The following is a 15,195-nucleotide window of genomic DNA, read 5'->3' as shown; positions in this document are numbered from 1 at the left end:
AGTTTAAAGACCCTCTTTATCTTTGTTCTCTTCCTCTCGCATCTCGGCCTCCAGCTCTGCGCGAATACGGGCACGATACTCGTCGTCCTCTTTCTTTGCGAGGGCGAGCCGTTCCTCTTTCGTTGTCCCGTGAACCTGCAGCCATGCCTTGGTTGCCTTGTAGCGGGGAACAAAAATCAGAACAGATGCAGCGCAAATGAGAACAGCAGCGACAACAACCGGCAGTTTGAACCAGTAACTGTCATCAAGTATTGCCCACACGCAGATAGCAACAGCAGCGGAGAAGATGATGATGTTGAGGAGAACAACGAGGATAGTAAATTTCCCCTTAAACACCATCTGTTCCTTATCGTCCATTAGTATGTACATCTGTGTCCGAGCAATAAATACTACATCTCTCTACGACAGAACTGTAGATGAACTATGAGAGATCTGGCAGATGCCCTAACCGAAAAAAACTGTGACGCATACGTTGTCTACGACTCGTCAGCAAATGCAGATATGCGATATTTAGCGGGATTTTTGACATCCGACCCCTACATCTACATTTATCCGAAAGAAGGAGAGGGAACAGTAATTGTTTCATCGATGGAGGAACTGCGTGCGCGCAGAGAGACAACATGCAACGTGGTAACAAGGAGCGCGGCAGGACTCCCGGATCTCATACAGGAGTACCAGAATATAGAGACGGCAACCGCCCACATGATCAAAAATTTTGCCGGAACAAAACTCCTTGTCCCGCAATCCATGCCGGTAGGTTTCGCCCAAACGCTGATGACCGTCGCTGACGTTACAGTTGACCGGGGAACAGTTGCTTTGATGCGTGCCGTGAAGTCTGCGGACGAGATCGCACTGATACGAGAGGTGCAGAAAAGAAACGAGGAAGCCACCCGCTGCGCAGTGGACATGATCAGAAATTCCGAGACCCGCGTGGACGGCGCTTTGATCTTTGAAGATGAACCCGTGACCTCAGAGCGGGTCAGAGACGTTATTGCAGCAGCCCTTCGCCCCTGGAAGTGCGAGGAGCGCGACACCATCATCTCGTGCGGAACCGACACCGCAATGCCGCACTGTCTTGGAACAGGGCAGCTGTATGCAAACCAGCCGATTGTTATGGATGTGTTTCCCCGCAGTCTGGTAAACGGATACTTTGCCGACATGACCAGAACCATCTCAAAAGGCGCGCCGCGCGAAGAGATCATACAGATGTATGCTGCCGTGCACGAGGCAAAGGAACTGGCGGCGGAGATGATTCGTCCCGGTATTTCAGGAGCAGAAGTACACAATGCAGTGGTGGACTTTTTTGCAGAAAATGGGTATGTAACCGCAGGCTCGTCAGGATTCATCCACAGCCTCGGACACGGCGTGGGTCTTGAGATTCATGAAGGCCCGTCGCTGTCGATGTCAGGCGGCATACTGGAACCCGGCAACGTTGTAACCCTTGAACCAGGCCTCTACTACCCAGGAGTAGGAGGCGTCCGGCTTGAGGATATGGGTGTTGTTACGGAAAACGGATTTGACAGGTTTACTAACTTCGAGAAACAATTGATAGTATGAATGATGCCGAGCTGGACAACTATCTGGAAGCAGGGAAAGTTGCAAAGCAGGTGCTGCACAGTTGTGCAGCAGAGATAAAACCCGGGGTTCTGATGGGCGATATTTTTGATATGGTTGTTGAACAAATCGAGTCAGCGGGCGCAATGCTGTCGTTTCCGCCAAATATTTCTTTAAACGAGGTTGCGGCCCATGACTCGCCGTCGCCGGTTGATGAGCGAACCTTCGTGGAAGGCGATCTGGTGAAACTGGATATTGGTACCCACATCGACGGATATATTGCAGATACTGCGGTTACAGTGGATCTCGGCGGCGATTACGGGAAACTGTGCGAGGCTGCGCAGGCAGCGCTTGAGGCGGCCATTGGTGTTGTGAGGCCTGAGGTTGTGGTGAGCGAGATTGGCGCGGCAGTTGAGGCGGCGATTACTTCCTATGGATTCAAGCCGATTCTGAATCTGACCGGTCACGGTGTGGCCAGATATGATCTGCATCACGGCCCCTCAATTCCAAACACCGGCATGTTTGGGTCAGCAGTTCTGCGCGAGGATAATGTTGTGGCAATTGAGCCCTTCGCAACGACCGGGACCGGCATGGTGCATGAGACGCCGCGTGCGGAGATTTATCAGGTTGTAGCAGACGGGCCCGTGCGGTCGCCAACCGCACGAAAGATTATGAAGCGTGCAGAGGTTATGAACGGCCTGCCGTTTTCCCGCAGATGGCTGAATGTGCCAAAGGCGGAGCTTGCACTTCCAACGCTTCTGAGACAGGGGAATATGTATGTGTATCACTGCCTTTCGGATGTGCCTGGGAGTTTTGTTGCTCAGTTTGAGCACACGATTATTGTGTCTGAAGATGGGCCCATTGTGACCACCAGATAACTTTTTTTTGATTTTTCAGTGATGGCTCCTGAGTTCTGCCTCCCACGGAAAATCAGAACACACAGAAATTTCACAGAAAAAAACATCACGGAGCAGACGTGAACATCACAGAATCTTAAAAAAATTCATTTCCGTGATGTTTTTCCGTGCGTATTTCCGTGTGCTCCTGCGAAGCAGTAAGCAGGCCGAAGGCATGCGTTCCGTGTTTTCCGCGGGCTGAAATGCGACCAATCCCAGAAGTTTTTCTTGACTACCAATGTATTCGAAGTTTACCAGAAGGTTTTATAATTTTGCGTCCAATCTTGTGGTAAGTCTATACGAGTCGTGATAACGGTGACAGACGAGAATGTTGTGGTTGTTGAGCAGGGGTCGTCTGAGGCACAAAAGATTGCGAAGGCAATGTCTTCCCCGACTTCGGCAGATCTGTTCAATGCCCTTTCCGATTGCCCTCTGAGCGCAACTGCTTTAGCAGAGCGAAGCGGCCTTCCCCTGACGACCGTGAAGTATCATCTGGAAAATATGCTGGCGGCAGGCCTGATTGAGGTTACGGATACCCGCTGGAGTGCAAAGGGCCGCGAGATGAAGATCTATGCGGTGAAGGACCAGGTGGTGATTCTTGCACCGAAGAAGAAGGTGGATGTCCGCGGAATTGTGGAACGTTATGGTGTTGCCGCAGGAGCACTGGCAATTATCTGTGCCCTGGGACTTGCAATTCCGTCAACACTGCTGGAGTTTCTTCAGCCTACGCCGGACAAAACAATGCCTCTGGCGCTCAAGAGCGGCAATGGTTTCATTGAGGTAGGTCAGCCGACTCTGCTTGCGGCGTCGCCAACAGAGGTGATGACTGATGCGGCTAACTCTGCGATACCGCTCTGGGTGCATGATGCAGTACTGGTATTCTTTGTTGCAGGTGTGGTGATTCTTGCGCTGATGATGGTGTATGAAGTGTATTCAATGAAGCGCGGCGTCTGAGTTTTTTGCGGCAGATGAAGATGCCGCAAATAAAAAAAAAATATTTGTATTTATCTTTTTTAGGAATTTTTTTGCTTTGATGAGAGGAGGTATTGGATGACAATGGTCCTTGGTGAAACGATCTACACGGCAGAACTGCCGCAAAGGTATATCATCGCCAGAATGAATAGAGATTGAGATAGTACCAAAAGCAGATTGGATTTTCAAAGGTTGGCTTCATGAAATTTTTTTGTACTGAAGGGGAAAATAGTCTGGTAAAATTATCTGTGGAAAGAGGATGAATGGAAAAAAATTATTTTTTCGAGCCTGCGGCGTTCACCACAGTCGCAAGACTCTCAGCAATTTCTGTAAGAATTTCCACCGGAAGCCCGACAACCATCTCCTCATCAGCGATGCCCGAGAACTTTCGCGAGCCGTCGCATCCAAGAGAGAAGTTGGGCTTTCCGCTGAGAAGCGGATACGCAGTTGCGTCGGAACAGACCGACTGGATACCGGAGAACTGTGGATAGATTCTGCCGCCAAGTCGGAAAAGTACGGTCTGGGCAAGTTTGAGCATTGCTTTTGGTTTTGCAAAGATCAGCACAACACTTGGAGCAAACTCAGCTTTTTCCAGCGGAGCATAGATGGTTGCATAGGTTTCCTGCGGAAGATTTGGAACACTATCCATGGTTCTGCGGCTCGAAGAGATGGATTCGTACTTGCCGAGTTTGTAGTAATGCTCGCCGGTTCTCAGAGACTCGCTTTTTGCGCGGAATCCAAGCGCCCATGCGCCGCCGCCGCACTGATGCTTGGCATCAGTTGCATAGAACACTTGGCCCTCACGGGCAAGAGAGATCATCCGGCAGTGACGGACGGTTTCCTCAATTTCCTGAATGCCCGCAGGAACCTGATCAGGCGAGGTTGCGACCCTGACCGCGACAGGTGAACCGATAAGATCCAGATTATCCTTGAGAACAGCAGAAATCGCTGCAAAATTCGGGTTTGATTTCATACCTTCCATGCATGAACATATGCGGGACTGTTATATAATCATTCCTCATTTTTCTGTGGTGAGAGAAGTGGAAATATAAAACGCGAATAACGCGAATAAAAATCGCCAATGGCGATTTTTGAAGATTTATTAAAATCATTCATGCCAAAACATACCCATCCGTTCAAAAAAATACAGATAGTTTTTTTTGAAAAATCACCATTGGTGATTTTTTTATTCGTGCCATTCGCGTTTTTTTTCGAGCAAAACCAAGGACAAAAAAAACGAGCGAGCACCCACAATAAACCCCATACGAATTTATGAACACGACCCCAACAAAAAAATCAGAGAAGGCGGAGCTTCTGCTCAACCTTCCCAAAAAAACTCCGCCCAACATTCAGAAACAGCGCTGGCTCAAGAGACTTGCGCACCACAAGCGTCGCCTCCTCACCTAAATCAAACTGCATCTGCCCGTCAAGAACCAGCTGCGCAGGCTTACTACTCACAAGCTGCACAGTAATCTCACTCTGCGAAGAGATCAGATACGGACGCGAAGACAACATATACGGAGCAAGCGGCACCAGCACAAACGCCTCAATCAAAGGATCCACAATAGGGCCGCCCGCACTCATCGCATATGCAGTTGAACCGGTAGGCGTCCCAAGAATCAAACCGTCCGCACGGAACTCCCCAATCTTATTACCATCAACAAACGTCGCAAACTGAAGCATCTTCGCAGGCCGCGACGTCACCACAACAGCCTCATTCAGCGCAGAACCAAGCAGCTTCCCATCCTGCTCAATAGAAAGCCGCATCCGTGGCTCAACAGCAAGCGGCAGCTCAAGCGTTGAAAGAACACCGCACGCATGCTCCCGCTCCAGATCCGTAAGAAAACCAACCCGTCCCTGATTCACCCCAACAACAGGAACCTGCCGGGAAAGCATCCTGACCGCACGAAGCACACTCCCATCACCGCCAAGCACCACAATCAGATCCGCAGAAAAATCAGGCGAAGAAAGAGACACCCCCTCGTACCCAAGTTCTGACGCAACCGAATCCTCATACACCACCTCGTGCCCGTTCTCAAGCAGCATCCACCCAAGCGACTGGGCATTTTCGATAGGCTCCTTCAGATCAACCCTGGAAACAACACAGACCTTCATCATGACCTCAGATACTCAATCACTTTTCGGTGAATCACGCGGTTCGTCGCAACAAGACAGGTTCCTGAAACAACATTATCAGCAAACACCACTGGACTGCCGTCCGGCAGAGAAACACGGCCGCCGGCCTCCTGACAGATCAAAATACCTGCCGCAGCATCAGTCACCCGAAGCGTGTTGCGCATATCCACAAACCCGTCCAGCCTGCCGCAGGCAACATAACACAGCTCAAGAGCAGACGCTCCAAGCAGCCTCCAGCGCCGAATCTTGTGACCAAGCTGCATCATTCTGGTCATATCAAACTTTTTCGCATACACACTCATTGCTGAATGATCCAGCATAATCTCGGTTGAAACCTGAATCGGCTCCCCGTTCAGAAATGCCCCTTCCCCGCGGATTGCCGTAAACCGCTCGCCGTTCGAGAGATTTTTCACATACCCTGCGACCATTTTTTCGCCGTCTGATAAACCGATCGAGAGAGCATAAAACGGGATGCCGGCAACTGCGTTGAAGGTTCCGTCAACCGGATCAAGATATGCAATCCCGGACTCCCCGCCAATATCCACCATCCCCGCCTCCTCGGAAAGAAGCGAGCGGCAGATCTTCTTCTCCCGAAAGTGCGTGAACACAATATCCTCTGCCACCCGATCAATGCGCTCGGTCGGCGTGTTGTCAGCGCCAATGCAGAGTTCTTCACCGCCGTAGGCAGTCCCAATCAACGGAGCAAGCTCTTTTGACATGATTGTTCCCACTTCATCGCATGCGGAGAGAAACTGAAACGGCGTTACCATAGATATATTGGTATTAGTGCGGCATCCTCATGAAATCAGCGGTGGGTGAAACAGGTATCTGAAACGCGAATAGCGCGAATAAAAAATAGCCAAAGGCGATTTTTAGAAAATATTACTCTTTTTAGATACATTTACTCATTCAGAAAGACACTGAATATTTCCTTATCCTTTGAAAAATCGCCATTGGCGATTTTTTTATTCCGCGAAGCTGCGAAGCAGTGAGCACGACGGAACGGCGTGCGAAGCGGTGAGCATGTCGAAGCGACTCCTGAAAGGAGGAGCTAAACACGACGGGACGGCGTGTGGAAGGCATGCGATTCGCGTTATTCGCGTTTCCTCCAGACACGACCAACGAGCATGAGTATCAGCTTTCCAAAAATCACTGTCGGAACACTCATAAGCAATTACTTCACATAATTAGTCAGAGTTAATTATGAAGGAACAGACAGAAGTTGGTAAGCTCAAGGAAGGCCGCTATGTCGTTGTTGACGACGAGCCGTGCAAAATTCAGAGCATCTCTATCTCCAAGCCGGGAAAGCATGGAGCAGCAAAAGCAAGACTTGATGTTGTCGGTCTCTTTGACGGACAGAAACGCTCGGTCGTTTCCCCGACATCTTCGACCGTTTACGCACCAATTGTGGAGCGCAAGACCGGTCAGATTCTGACGATCGCAGGAAATGTTGTTACATTCATGGATATGAAAGACTTCAACAACTTCGAACTTGTTGTTGACGAGGATATTGTCGCAACCTTCCAGCCAGCCCAGGAAGTTCCTTACATCGAATCCCTCGGCAAGCGTAAGCTTGACCTCTAAGACTGCACAATACACCCATGCAGTCTTTTTCCAACACTCTTTTCGCAGATGCAGACAGTACGTATCAGGACGCCCAGTATGTGATATTTGGCGTTCCGTTTGATGCAACTACGACGTTTAAAGCCGGAGCGCGTGATGCACCGGCTGCAATCAGAGCTGCATCATACAATGTTGAGACTTATCTGCCGTTCTATGACATTGAGATGCCGGAGATTTTGTTCCATGATATGGGCGATATGTACTGTGACTGTGTTCCGGATCTTGTCTCCGGGCAGGTTGAGGATGCAGTCTGCGATCTGCTGAAGGATGAGAAGATTCCGGTTATGATCGGCGGCGAGCATTCGATAACTATTGGCGCGGTGCGGGCGGTTGCGCCGAAATGGTATGTTGTCTGCGATGCGCATCTGGATATGCTTGAGGAGTTCCGGGGGTCCCGGTTTAATCATGACTGTGTTACGGCGCGTGTTTCTGAGAGCGTGGAAAACATTGTGATCATTGGTTCGCGCAGCGGAACACGGGATGAGTTTGCCGAGGCACGCGAGAGGTTTCATCTCTACACGACTGACGATGTGCTCGAACGCGGAATGCGGTCGGTTCTGGATGAGGTCGAGCAGATGATCGGCGAGGATTCGGTGTATCTTTCAATTGATGCGGATGCTATCGATTGCTGTATGACGCCCGGCCTTGGAACGCCCGAGCCGTTCGGGCTGACGCCTGCGGATGTGCGGTCAGTGATCAGACGCTTTTCGAAGAATGCGGTTGGTTTTGATTATGTTGAGGTTCTGCCAAACGATTCCGGCCAGACCGCTGTTGTTGCGGCGCACCTGATCCGCGAGTTCATTGCAGGGCATTACTGCGCTCATACCGAGTAATTTTTTTTTATTTTTTTTGTGGGCTTTGCCTGCTTCGACCACGATTCACATGCTCTCGGCCTGCTCACTGCTCCGCCCACGGAAAAACGGAACACACTGAATATCTCAGAAAAACATCACGGAGCAGACGTGAACATCACAGAATCCGAAAAAAATTCATTTCCGTGATGTTCACGCCTCTCTGTGATGTTTTTTTCGGTGAAGTTTCCGTGTGTTCTGTTTTTTCGTGGGCGGAGCTACGATGAATGTTAGCTAGTAATAAACGAATTTATTGGCAACACCTCAGTAACCACAACGTATTTAGGATCTTACTTCCTATTTCTGATCACTACCTTGTATTGCAATGTAGCCTGCAATACATAATAGATGGAAGAGAAATGTTTGACAAAACACAGCTGATGAAAGGAACGCTCGAAGGATGCATTCTGAAGATCATCGGTCAGGAAACCACATACGGCTACGAAATAATGGAGAAACTGATCCATTACGGATTTACTGACGTCAGGGAGGGAACAATTTACCCTCTTCTGGTGCGGCTTGAGAAGAAAAATCTCATCGAGTCCGAGTACCGGACGTCACCGCTTGGCCCGAGCAGAAAATACTATCATCTCACCAAAACCGGCAGTGAAACTGCGGCAGAGTTTGTCCTTGCCTGGCAGGAGATTTCGCATGCAGTTGACCGCATACTTACCGAGGAAAAATAACATGTCAAAATTATCAGAACTCAGAAAAGAGAACAATGCACTGGAAAAAGAACTGACAAAAGAGAACAGCAGTCTGGTCACACGGATGTATTTCTACCTGACCGCGTCTGCCTTAACAGACCTTGAGGTGGAGACCATCCGAAAGGATCTGACCGGCATGGCACTTGAGGCGCAGGAGCGAAATGATTCGTTTGCAGAGGTAATCGGCGAGGATTACACCCAGTTCTGCAATGAACTGATCACAAACGGTAAAAAAAAGACCCCGCTGACCAAGGTTCTGGATGTTGTCGAACTTCTGCTCTACACCGGAATCGCGCTGTTGGCCGCAACAATTCTTCTCAACGGCACGCTGCCCGGAACGGCGATGATAGTAACTCCGGCGTTCTTTGCATCAATTCTCTTTGGTATTGTCTGCGGAACTGCGGTTATGTGGTTTCTTTCCCGTGTTGTCTGGGGACTGCCGGGAGAGCATGTATGGAGAAACCGGATTCTCGGCTACGGCGGGGTGATGGTTGTGCTCGCAGGGTTTCTTCTGCTCTACAGCTTCCTGCCGACAACAGAACTGTTCGCAATCAATCCATATGTTGTTCTGGTGATCATGGTCGTGATTCTGATCGGTGTTATTCTGATCCGAAGACGGCAGAACTGAATTCATACTTTTTTTAACTACAATAGGAGTTACGCGGTGACGAGTTTCATTGTTTGGGATTTTTCTGCCCTTGATCTCGCTTGGAGTAACCACAGAATGCACGGAGCTTCACGGAGCTTCACGGAAATAAAATGCACGGAGAACGCCTGCGGCGCCGGAATGCACGGAAAGATTTCCGAGATAATTTATTTTATTTATTCTCAAAATATGAAAAAAAAGATATTCCGTGCATTCCGGCGCCGCAGGCGTTCTCCGTGCATTTTTCGCGATGAAATTTCATTTTTTCCGTGAAACTCCGTCTGCTCTGTGCATTCCGTGGTTATTCCAAGTAAAACCACATGTCGCAGAATAACACCGCGTAACTCCCATACAAAAAAAGAAAAAATTGGGGGATATGATATTCACACAAACGTCAGCAGAGTATTTCCTGCCGCATCGTTCAGATAGAGTCTGCCGTCAACGACTCTGTAGTCGGCAACTTTGCCGAGGGCTGCGTAGTATGCGGACTCGGCAATCATTGCATCTTCCGGCCCTGCCATAAGGGTGGTGATAACATCGCTGAGGATAAGGCTGTCAGGGGTCTCGGTGTAGCTACCGGAGTAGGAGTTGACCGGAGCGTGACCGCCGAAGAAGCCGTCTGAACTGAAGGTGAGAGTCACAGCGTTGTCGTCAGTGAGGAACCACTCATTAACAAGACCATGCTTCTCCATGCCGGGCAGGGCTTTTGCAGAGATGGGGCCATCGTTGACCGTTCTGACAAAGGTCAGAAGGGTGTTGCCGTCGGCGTCCGTCAGCTCAAGAGTGGATGAACCGTACTTGTAGCCGGTGGCGTTGGCGAGCGCTGCGAAGTATGCAGACTCTGCATTCATCGCAGATTCGGGTCCTGCCATCTTGGTGGAACCGATCGGGCCGAAGCTGATGGTGGTGCCGGTGATGGTTACGTTGCCGAAGTAGGAGTTAACCGGAGCCTTACCGCTGACTTCACCAAATGTGTCGAAATCAATGGTTACGTTTTTGTCGTCAGCAAGGGTCCAGCTGCCGGTGATGGTGATACCAATCTCAACAATGTTTTCCTTGAAGGTCATGATGGTGTTTCCTGAGGCGTCCGTCAGAAGAAGACAGTCGTCAGTGATTTTGTAGCCGGTGACGTTGGCAAGCGCTTTGAAGTACGCAGACTCTGCGTTCATTGCATCCGTCGGTCCTGCCATGAGGGTGGAAATGACGTTGCCGAACTCGATGCCGTTTGTTCCGGTGACATACCATGCGCCTGAGTAGAGGTTAACCGGAGCATGACCGTTGAATATGCCGTCGGTGAACTCAAGGGTGACGTTTTTATCTTCAGCAAGAGTCCAGGAGGTTCCGTCAAGTGTCACGGCAGGCATTACTGCGAAGGTGAGGATTGTTGCGCCGGCGGCGTCTGTCAGGATGAGGTTACCGTCAGTAATTTTGTAGCCGGTGACGTTGGCAAGTGCTGCAAGGTATGCCTGTTCCTGTGCCATCATGTTTTCCGGTCCTGCCATTCTGGTGGAACCGAACGGACCGAAGCTGATCTTTCCGTTGGCTGCATCGATAACGGCAGTGCCGAAGTACTGGTTGACACCGCTGTTGCCGGAGACGTTGGTGCCAGCTATCTGAAGGTCGATGACACCCATCGGGTGGTCTGGGGTCGCGTTGGATCCGAAATCGGTGAGGATCCATTTGCCCTCAGGGGACTGGGGCTGGGATGCAGGGGCTGTTATGCAGCCTGCTGCAAAGACGAGTCCGCCTACGAGGATGAGGGCGAGTAACATAAGTCCTGTGCGTTTCATACTTGTATCGTTGGTCTGTAGAGGTTAAAAGGGTAGTCTTAACTACAATTTTTTTCTCAGTTATATGAGGTTGCTTTTCAAAATAAAATGAAATTTCAGGAAATTTCATGCGGCGTACTGATGAGGGAAAGGAGGGTAATGGGGATGAATAGGATTTCGGAGGAGGGGGAGGGAGGAGGAGTTTGCAGAATTTGGATGCGGTATGGAAACGAGCGGTTCGCGCAAAAAATACGATTGGGATTTTACTCCCGATTTTCATCAGCAGTTGTCCGATGAGTTCTGTCAAGCCATCGGTCGTTCCAGGCGTAAATGGGTCCTGCGAGGATGAGGGCAGCGCCGGTAATGCCTTGGGCAGCAATGCCGATGATGAGGATGGTGGTGATGGTGTCCATGATTGTTTCTCCTTTTAATTGTGTTCTAATGGTGATATCTCAATCAACCGTGAGACCGAGGCCAGATGGGACGACTCCTGAAAGGAGTCGTAAAGCAGGCCGAAGGCATGCGATTACGAGAGCGACCCTGCTTGCAGGGGAGCGGAGCATGACGCGGGAGCGGCATGCGACTGATGCCGAGCCGGTTTAATCCTGTGGGGGTTTACCGCCTGCGGCGGTAAACCCCCCACATTAGGATTGAAGCGGGGCGGTTAGTTGAGATTTTGGATGTTGTCCGCCCATTCATCAACTTTGGCAAGGATGGCATCATCCCCGTAAGAACCGATCTTGAGCTCCTCTCTGTTGAAGGTGAGGTAATAAGTCTCGCCGGTCGGGTCACGGAGTTTGAGTTTGACATACCAGTTATCTTTGGCATTGTTGCGGTCGGCAATGGTGTTCTCACCAAACGCAGAGCAGATGGCGGTGTCTGCAAGGATGTCCGCAATAACGGAGTCATAGATTTCGCGGGTCGGGGCGGTGAGAACAATAGTACCGAGAACTTTTCCAAGCGGGTTGAGGTAGGCGATGGTTGCTTTGTAGTACTCCTCGGTGGTGGTGATACCGTTTGCGGTTGTGCCAAGCGGATTGGTCTCGTCTTTAAGTGCTGCAATGTTTGCATCAAACGCGGTAGCATTGGTGATTGGTACCGTGAAGACACGTTTTGCAGCTTTCTGAATAGAGGTGGTGGTGAAGTTGAGTGGCATTGGTGGTTTTTTTCCTTTGGTTTTTTGTGTGGGATTTCGGGTGTTACAGGAGCGGCCGCTTTGCAACAGAGAAGTATTTGTTTGGATGCATAATCAATGCGGGCTCGCGGGCGATTTTCGACAGTTTTCTGCCCATAACAGAAATAATACTTCAACACTGATCGCCGAAAAACCCTAATACGATTGCTGTACACATCAGCAGATAGCGATAATGTCAGAATACGTAAGCATCAAAGCAGATGTTCGGGAGAGAGATCGATTTTGTCTCAATAAAATGGTTAAGTCCGCGCCTTCGTCCCCTAATAGAACCGGATATGATACTAATACACTCTCAAGATGGCGCAGTTGTATGAAAAAACGACGGCTTTTCTGTGAGCTGCTATCAGCTCTCTGATGCGAATAAATTCCAAAAATCAAAGATGCATGACTCGGGAACTGGGAAGTTTTAACCGGTATCGGCAGATAATTCCGTGGTGTGTGCTGTGATTTTATGTGGGGTATGTGTGTGTGCCCACTCCAGAGAGGAATTATATGAAAGTATCTGGATCATCATTTCTCGCGGAATTATCTACGGCCGCCGGTGCAACTATTAATTAGTTTGAACAGACGACGTTCGGCTGGTTGGTGACGAATTGGTTTTCACCCAGAGAAAACCGAACGTAATACTAATGTAATACCCCTTCGATGCTTAAATAATTTTGTAAGATGGGAAAGAGAGGTTGTTCTCTCTCACTCGCATGCCTATGGCTTGCTCTGCGTGACAGGGGGCATCGTTGTTGCTTCTGCGGACATGTTCTTCATTGGCTCAACACCCGCGGCCACAGCTGATTCCGGGGAGCTCTACGAGTTCCTTGCATCCGGTATGACGAAGCAGCAGATTGCTGAGCGTGTCGGGTGCAGCGAGGGAGCAGTGAGGTCTGCGATCCGCAATCACGGTCTTGTCCGGCCTTTTGTGAGAGATAAGAAGAGTAAGGATGATTGATCATCCTCTTTTTTTACCCGTTCATCAGATAGTAGGTTCCTCTGTTCCAAGTGAGAAACTGTTCTGATCCGAACTTTGCGATGAGTGTGTCGGCTTCATCCTGCGTGACCATCACAGTATAGTCTCCGGAACTGATTCCTTCGATTCCTGCTTTCATGGGAGGATGAATGCCCCAGATCATGCTGCGAAGCGCAGGGTGTTCGCTGAAAATCTCGTCGGTCAGAGGGATGGGATGTTCACCGACGAAATCAATCGGAAACACCTGAACTAATCTGAGTTCGCCTGATGGAATTTTCGTCAGATAGTATGGTTCAGCAGGAAGGATGTCAAGTGATGAGTAGACAAGATATGGCGGGTTAGTGGTGGTGCTGAGGTATTCGCTGGTCTGGAGAGGAGTAATGACGATTGTTTCTCCAGGGGCTGCAACTGAGCCGGAGATAAGGGTGCCGTTTCGGAAGGAGAGACCGAATGCTGTTGTGGAGTCTGTGTTCAGGCGTCCGCCGATATCCATATTTCCTCCCGGGTATTCGGTGAGATATATTTTTGAGCCTGCGCCTGAGAGCTGACCGAGGTAGGAGTGAATGGGGGTGGAGGCTCCGGCGTCTTCGGGTTCTGTTCTCTGCATTGTTATGGTGTAGGGGTTGCCGTGAATGGTGATGGGAATTTCCAGAGTTTCGCTTCCGAGCGGCGGGATTGGGTCGTGGAAGAATACGATGTCATATTTTGTGATGGGGGAGGGGATGTGCACGGGTCCGTAGGTGTCTGAGAATGCGGTTGAGTTTACGATTTCCGGGGCTATGAGTGTTGTGTGGCCGACGACGGTGAATATGGCTGCTGAGTTGTTTGTTGCAGGAATTGGCGGGAGTTTTGGATAGGTGTCCTGATAGATGATGTGCAAGGGCAGGCCGCCGTTTGCCGAGAGGTGAAGGGGTTCGATGTGGATGCGGTGATTTTTGTAGGCGAAGGATCCGCGAATTTCGTTGTTTTGTGCGATGGTGAGGACGATGCCTGTCTGGTAGTCGGAGGGATCAAGTTGGCCTGAGTATGAGTCGATGCCGTCGTCGATCATATCCCAGTTGGCGCGGGTAAGGATAACTGTGTAGGGGTCGCCGTAAACGGTGAAGGAGATCGGGTAGGTCTGCGGCCGTTCGGTGAAGAGGTCGCCAAATGTCTGAATGGTGTAGCCGCCGGTGTCAGGGAGAAGAATGGGTGCTCCGTAGGTGCTGATTGCTTCTTCGCTTTGCAGGTCGGCTGGGTCGATGAGTTTGGTTTTTTCTGCGATGTAAAATGCTGATCTGCTCTGGTCGTCTGATGACGGGGTCAGGATGCAGCCTGAAATTGCGGCGAAGAGGGTTAGTAGTGTGAGAACAAGGAGGAGATGGTGGGTTCGATCTGGCATATGATATTATTGCGGAGTTTCTGTGATATAGATGTATTGACCAAGTTCTCATTTTGTTGTTTGAAGGAAACGCGAATAGCGCGAATAGCGCGAATAAAAAATCGCCAATGGCGATTTTTCAAAAGATAAAGAAGTACCAGTACTCCCCTGAACGAATAGATTCGTCCAAAGAACGTAACCAGAATAATATCCTGAAAATCGCCATTGGCGATTTTTTATTCCGCGAAGCTGCGAAGCAGTGAGCACGACGGAACGGCGTGCGAAGCGGCGAGCAGGCCACAGGCGTGCGATTCGCGTTATTCGCGTTTTATTCCAAGCGAAACCACAGACAAAACTGAAAAGCTCCTCGCTCTTCATAAAAAAACATTACAAAACAATCAATCAAAAGGAAGGGGGTGCAGCGTTGAATAGTTCCCGAGAACTCGCGTATCTCAGTACAGTATCCGACGTAAGAGAGCTTAACTGCCGGGTTCGGAATGGGTCCGGGTGGAACCTCTCTGCTAT

Annotated in this window: 18 protein-coding genes and 1 rRNA gene; 9 read left to right on the top strand and 10 right to left on the bottom strand. The window is 50.0% G+C overall.

Going from position 1 to position 15,195, the window contains the following annotated elements:
- Nucleotides 1-3 precede the first annotated feature (3 nt).
- Nucleotides 4-357 (bottom strand): hypothetical protein, encoded by a 354-nt coding sequence (locus McpAg1_RS07925; protein WP_338094776.1) that lies wholly within the window; start codon nt 355-357, stop codon nt 4-6.
- 66 nt (nt 358-423) lie between these two features.
- On the opposite strand from McpAg1_RS07925, the gene McpAg1_RS07920 reads away from it, so the two are divergent.
- From McpAg1_RS07920 to McpAg1_RS07910, 3 genes are all read left to right on the top strand, one after another.
- Complete coding sequence (locus McpAg1_RS07920; RefSeq protein WP_338094774.1) at nt 424-1,557, top strand: M24 family metallopeptidase; 1,134 nt, start codon at nt 424-426, stop codon at nt 1,555-1,557.
- Nucleotides 1,554-2,432, top strand: a complete 879-nt coding sequence (gene map, locus McpAg1_RS07915) for a type II methionyl aminopeptidase (RefSeq protein WP_338094773.1) — start codon at nt 1,554-1,556, stop codon at nt 2,430-2,432. Before McpAg1_RS07920 ends, map begins: the two co-directional genes overlap by 4 nt.
- Before the next feature lie 333 nt (nt 2,433-2,765).
- Nucleotides 2,766-3,404 (top strand): ArsR/SmtB family transcription factor, encoded by a 639-nt coding sequence (locus tag McpAg1_RS07910; RefSeq protein ID WP_338094772.1) that lies wholly within the window; start codon nt 2,766-2,768, stop codon nt 3,402-3,404.
- A 292-nt stretch (nt 3,405-3,696) separates the two neighbouring features.
- On the opposite strand, the gene McpAg1_RS07905 is transcribed toward McpAg1_RS07910, so the two are convergent.
- From McpAg1_RS07905 to McpAg1_RS07895, 3 genes are all read right to left on the bottom strand, one after another.
- Nucleotides 3,697-4,404: a DUF169 domain-containing protein gene (locus McpAg1_RS07905; RefSeq protein ID WP_338094771.1), complete on the bottom strand. Its 708-nt coding sequence runs from the start codon at nt 4,402-4,404 to the stop codon at nt 3,697-3,699.
- Nucleotides 4,405-4,718: 314 nt separating this feature from the next.
- Complete coding sequence (locus McpAg1_RS07900; RefSeq protein WP_338094855.1) at nt 4,719-5,537, bottom strand: NAD(+)/NADH kinase; 819 nt, start codon at nt 5,535-5,537, stop codon at nt 4,719-4,721.
- Nucleotides 5,537-6,328, bottom strand: coding sequence for a bifunctional fructose-bisphosphatase/inositol-phosphate phosphatase (locus McpAg1_RS07895; RefSeq protein WP_338094770.1), 792 nt, complete (start codon nt 6,326-6,328; stop codon nt 5,537-5,539). Before McpAg1_RS07895 ends, McpAg1_RS07900 begins: the two co-directional genes overlap by 1 nt.
- A 433-nt stretch (nt 6,329-6,761) precedes the next feature.
- On the opposite strand from McpAg1_RS07895, the gene McpAg1_RS07890 reads away from it, so the two are divergent.
- The 4 genes from McpAg1_RS07890 to McpAg1_RS07875 all read left to right on the top strand — a co-directional run bounded on the left by McpAg1_RS07890 (nt 6,762) and on the right by McpAg1_RS07875 (nt 9,367).
- Nucleotides 6,762-7,142 (top strand): translation initiation factor IF-5A, encoded by a 381-nt coding sequence (locus McpAg1_RS07890; RefSeq protein WP_338094769.1) that lies wholly within the window; start codon nt 6,762-6,764, stop codon nt 7,140-7,142.
- A 17-nt stretch (nt 7,143-7,159) separates the two neighbouring features.
- Nucleotides 7,160-8,014, top strand: coding sequence for an agmatinase (gene speB / locus McpAg1_RS07885; RefSeq protein ID WP_338094768.1), 855 nt, complete (start codon nt 7,160-7,162; stop codon nt 8,012-8,014).
- A 377-nt stretch (nt 8,015-8,391) separates the two neighbouring features.
- Nucleotides 8,392-8,718: a PadR family transcriptional regulator gene (locus tag McpAg1_RS07880; protein ID WP_338094767.1), complete on the top strand. Its 327-nt coding sequence runs from the start codon at nt 8,392-8,394 to the stop codon at nt 8,716-8,718.
- Between the two features lies 1 nt (nt 8,719).
- The gene (locus McpAg1_RS07875; RefSeq protein ID WP_338094766.1) at nt 8,720-9,367 is read left to right on the top strand and encodes a DUF1129 family protein; all 648 of its coding nucleotides are present in this window, start codon (nt 8,720-8,722) and stop codon (nt 9,365-9,367) included.
- Between the two features lie 401 nt (nt 9,368-9,768).
- On the opposite strand, the gene McpAg1_RS07870 is transcribed toward McpAg1_RS07875, so the two are convergent.
- Both McpAg1_RS07870 and McpAg1_RS07865 read right to left on the bottom strand, forming a co-directional pair.
- Entirely contained in the window at nt 9,769-11,175 is a 1,407-nt protein-coding gene (locus tag McpAg1_RS07870; RefSeq protein WP_338094765.1) for an META domain-containing protein, read from the bottom strand.
- Between the two features lie 242 nt (nt 11,176-11,417).
- Nucleotides 11,418-11,567 (bottom strand): hypothetical protein, encoded by a 150-nt coding sequence (locus McpAg1_RS07865; protein ID WP_338094764.1) that lies wholly within the window; start codon nt 11,565-11,567, stop codon nt 11,418-11,420.
- A 49-nt stretch (nt 11,568-11,616) separates the two neighbouring features.
- Here McpAg1_RS07865 and McpAg1_RS07860 point away from each other — a divergent pair, with 49 nt between their 5' ends.
- Nucleotides 11,617-11,757: a hypothetical protein gene (locus McpAg1_RS07860; protein WP_338094763.1), complete on the top strand. Its 141-nt coding sequence runs from the start codon at nt 11,617-11,619 to the stop codon at nt 11,755-11,757.
- Nucleotides 11,758-11,818: 61 nt separating this feature from the next.
- Here McpAg1_RS07860 and McpAg1_RS07855 read toward each other — a convergent pair whose 3' ends face one another.
- Nucleotides 11,819-12,310: a hypothetical protein gene (locus McpAg1_RS07855; RefSeq protein WP_338094762.1), complete on the bottom strand. Its 492-nt coding sequence runs from the start codon at nt 12,308-12,310 to the stop codon at nt 11,819-11,821.
- A gap of 757 nt (nt 12,311-13,067) precedes the next feature.
- Here McpAg1_RS07855 and McpAg1_RS07850 point away from each other — a divergent pair.
- The gene (locus tag McpAg1_RS07850) at nt 13,068-13,292 is read left to right on the top strand and encodes a hypothetical protein (protein WP_338094761.1); all 225 of its coding nucleotides are present in this window, start codon (nt 13,068-13,070) and stop codon (nt 13,290-13,292) included.
- Nucleotides 13,293-13,305: 13 nt separating this feature from the next.
- On the opposite strand, the gene McpAg1_RS07845 is transcribed toward McpAg1_RS07850, so the two are convergent.
- The 3 genes from McpAg1_RS07845 to rrf form a co-directional block, all read right to left on the bottom strand.
- Nucleotides 13,306-14,691, bottom strand: a complete 1,386-nt coding sequence (locus McpAg1_RS07845; protein ID WP_338094760.1) for a hypothetical protein — start codon at nt 14,689-14,691, stop codon at nt 13,306-13,308.
- Between the two features lie 48 nt (nt 14,692-14,739).
- The gene (locus tag McpAg1_RS07840) at nt 14,740-15,048 is read right to left on the bottom strand and encodes a hypothetical protein (RefSeq protein ID WP_338094759.1); all 309 of its coding nucleotides are present in this window, start codon (nt 15,046-15,048) and stop codon (nt 14,740-14,742) included.
- Between the two features lie 35 nt (nt 15,049-15,083).
- Nucleotides 15,084-15,195: ribosomal RNA gene (gene rrf / locus McpAg1_RS07835) — 5S ribosomal RNA — on the bottom strand; the annotation flags it as partial.

The sequence above is a fragment of the Methanorbis furvi genome (assembly GCF_032714615.1).
Taxonomy (GTDB): Archaea; Halobacteriota; Methanomicrobia; order Methanomicrobiales; family Methanocorpusculaceae; genus Methanocorpusculum; species Methanocorpusculum furvi.
Note: the sequence above shows the minus strand (reverse complement) of the source record. Positions and strands in the feature narration are given on the sequence as shown.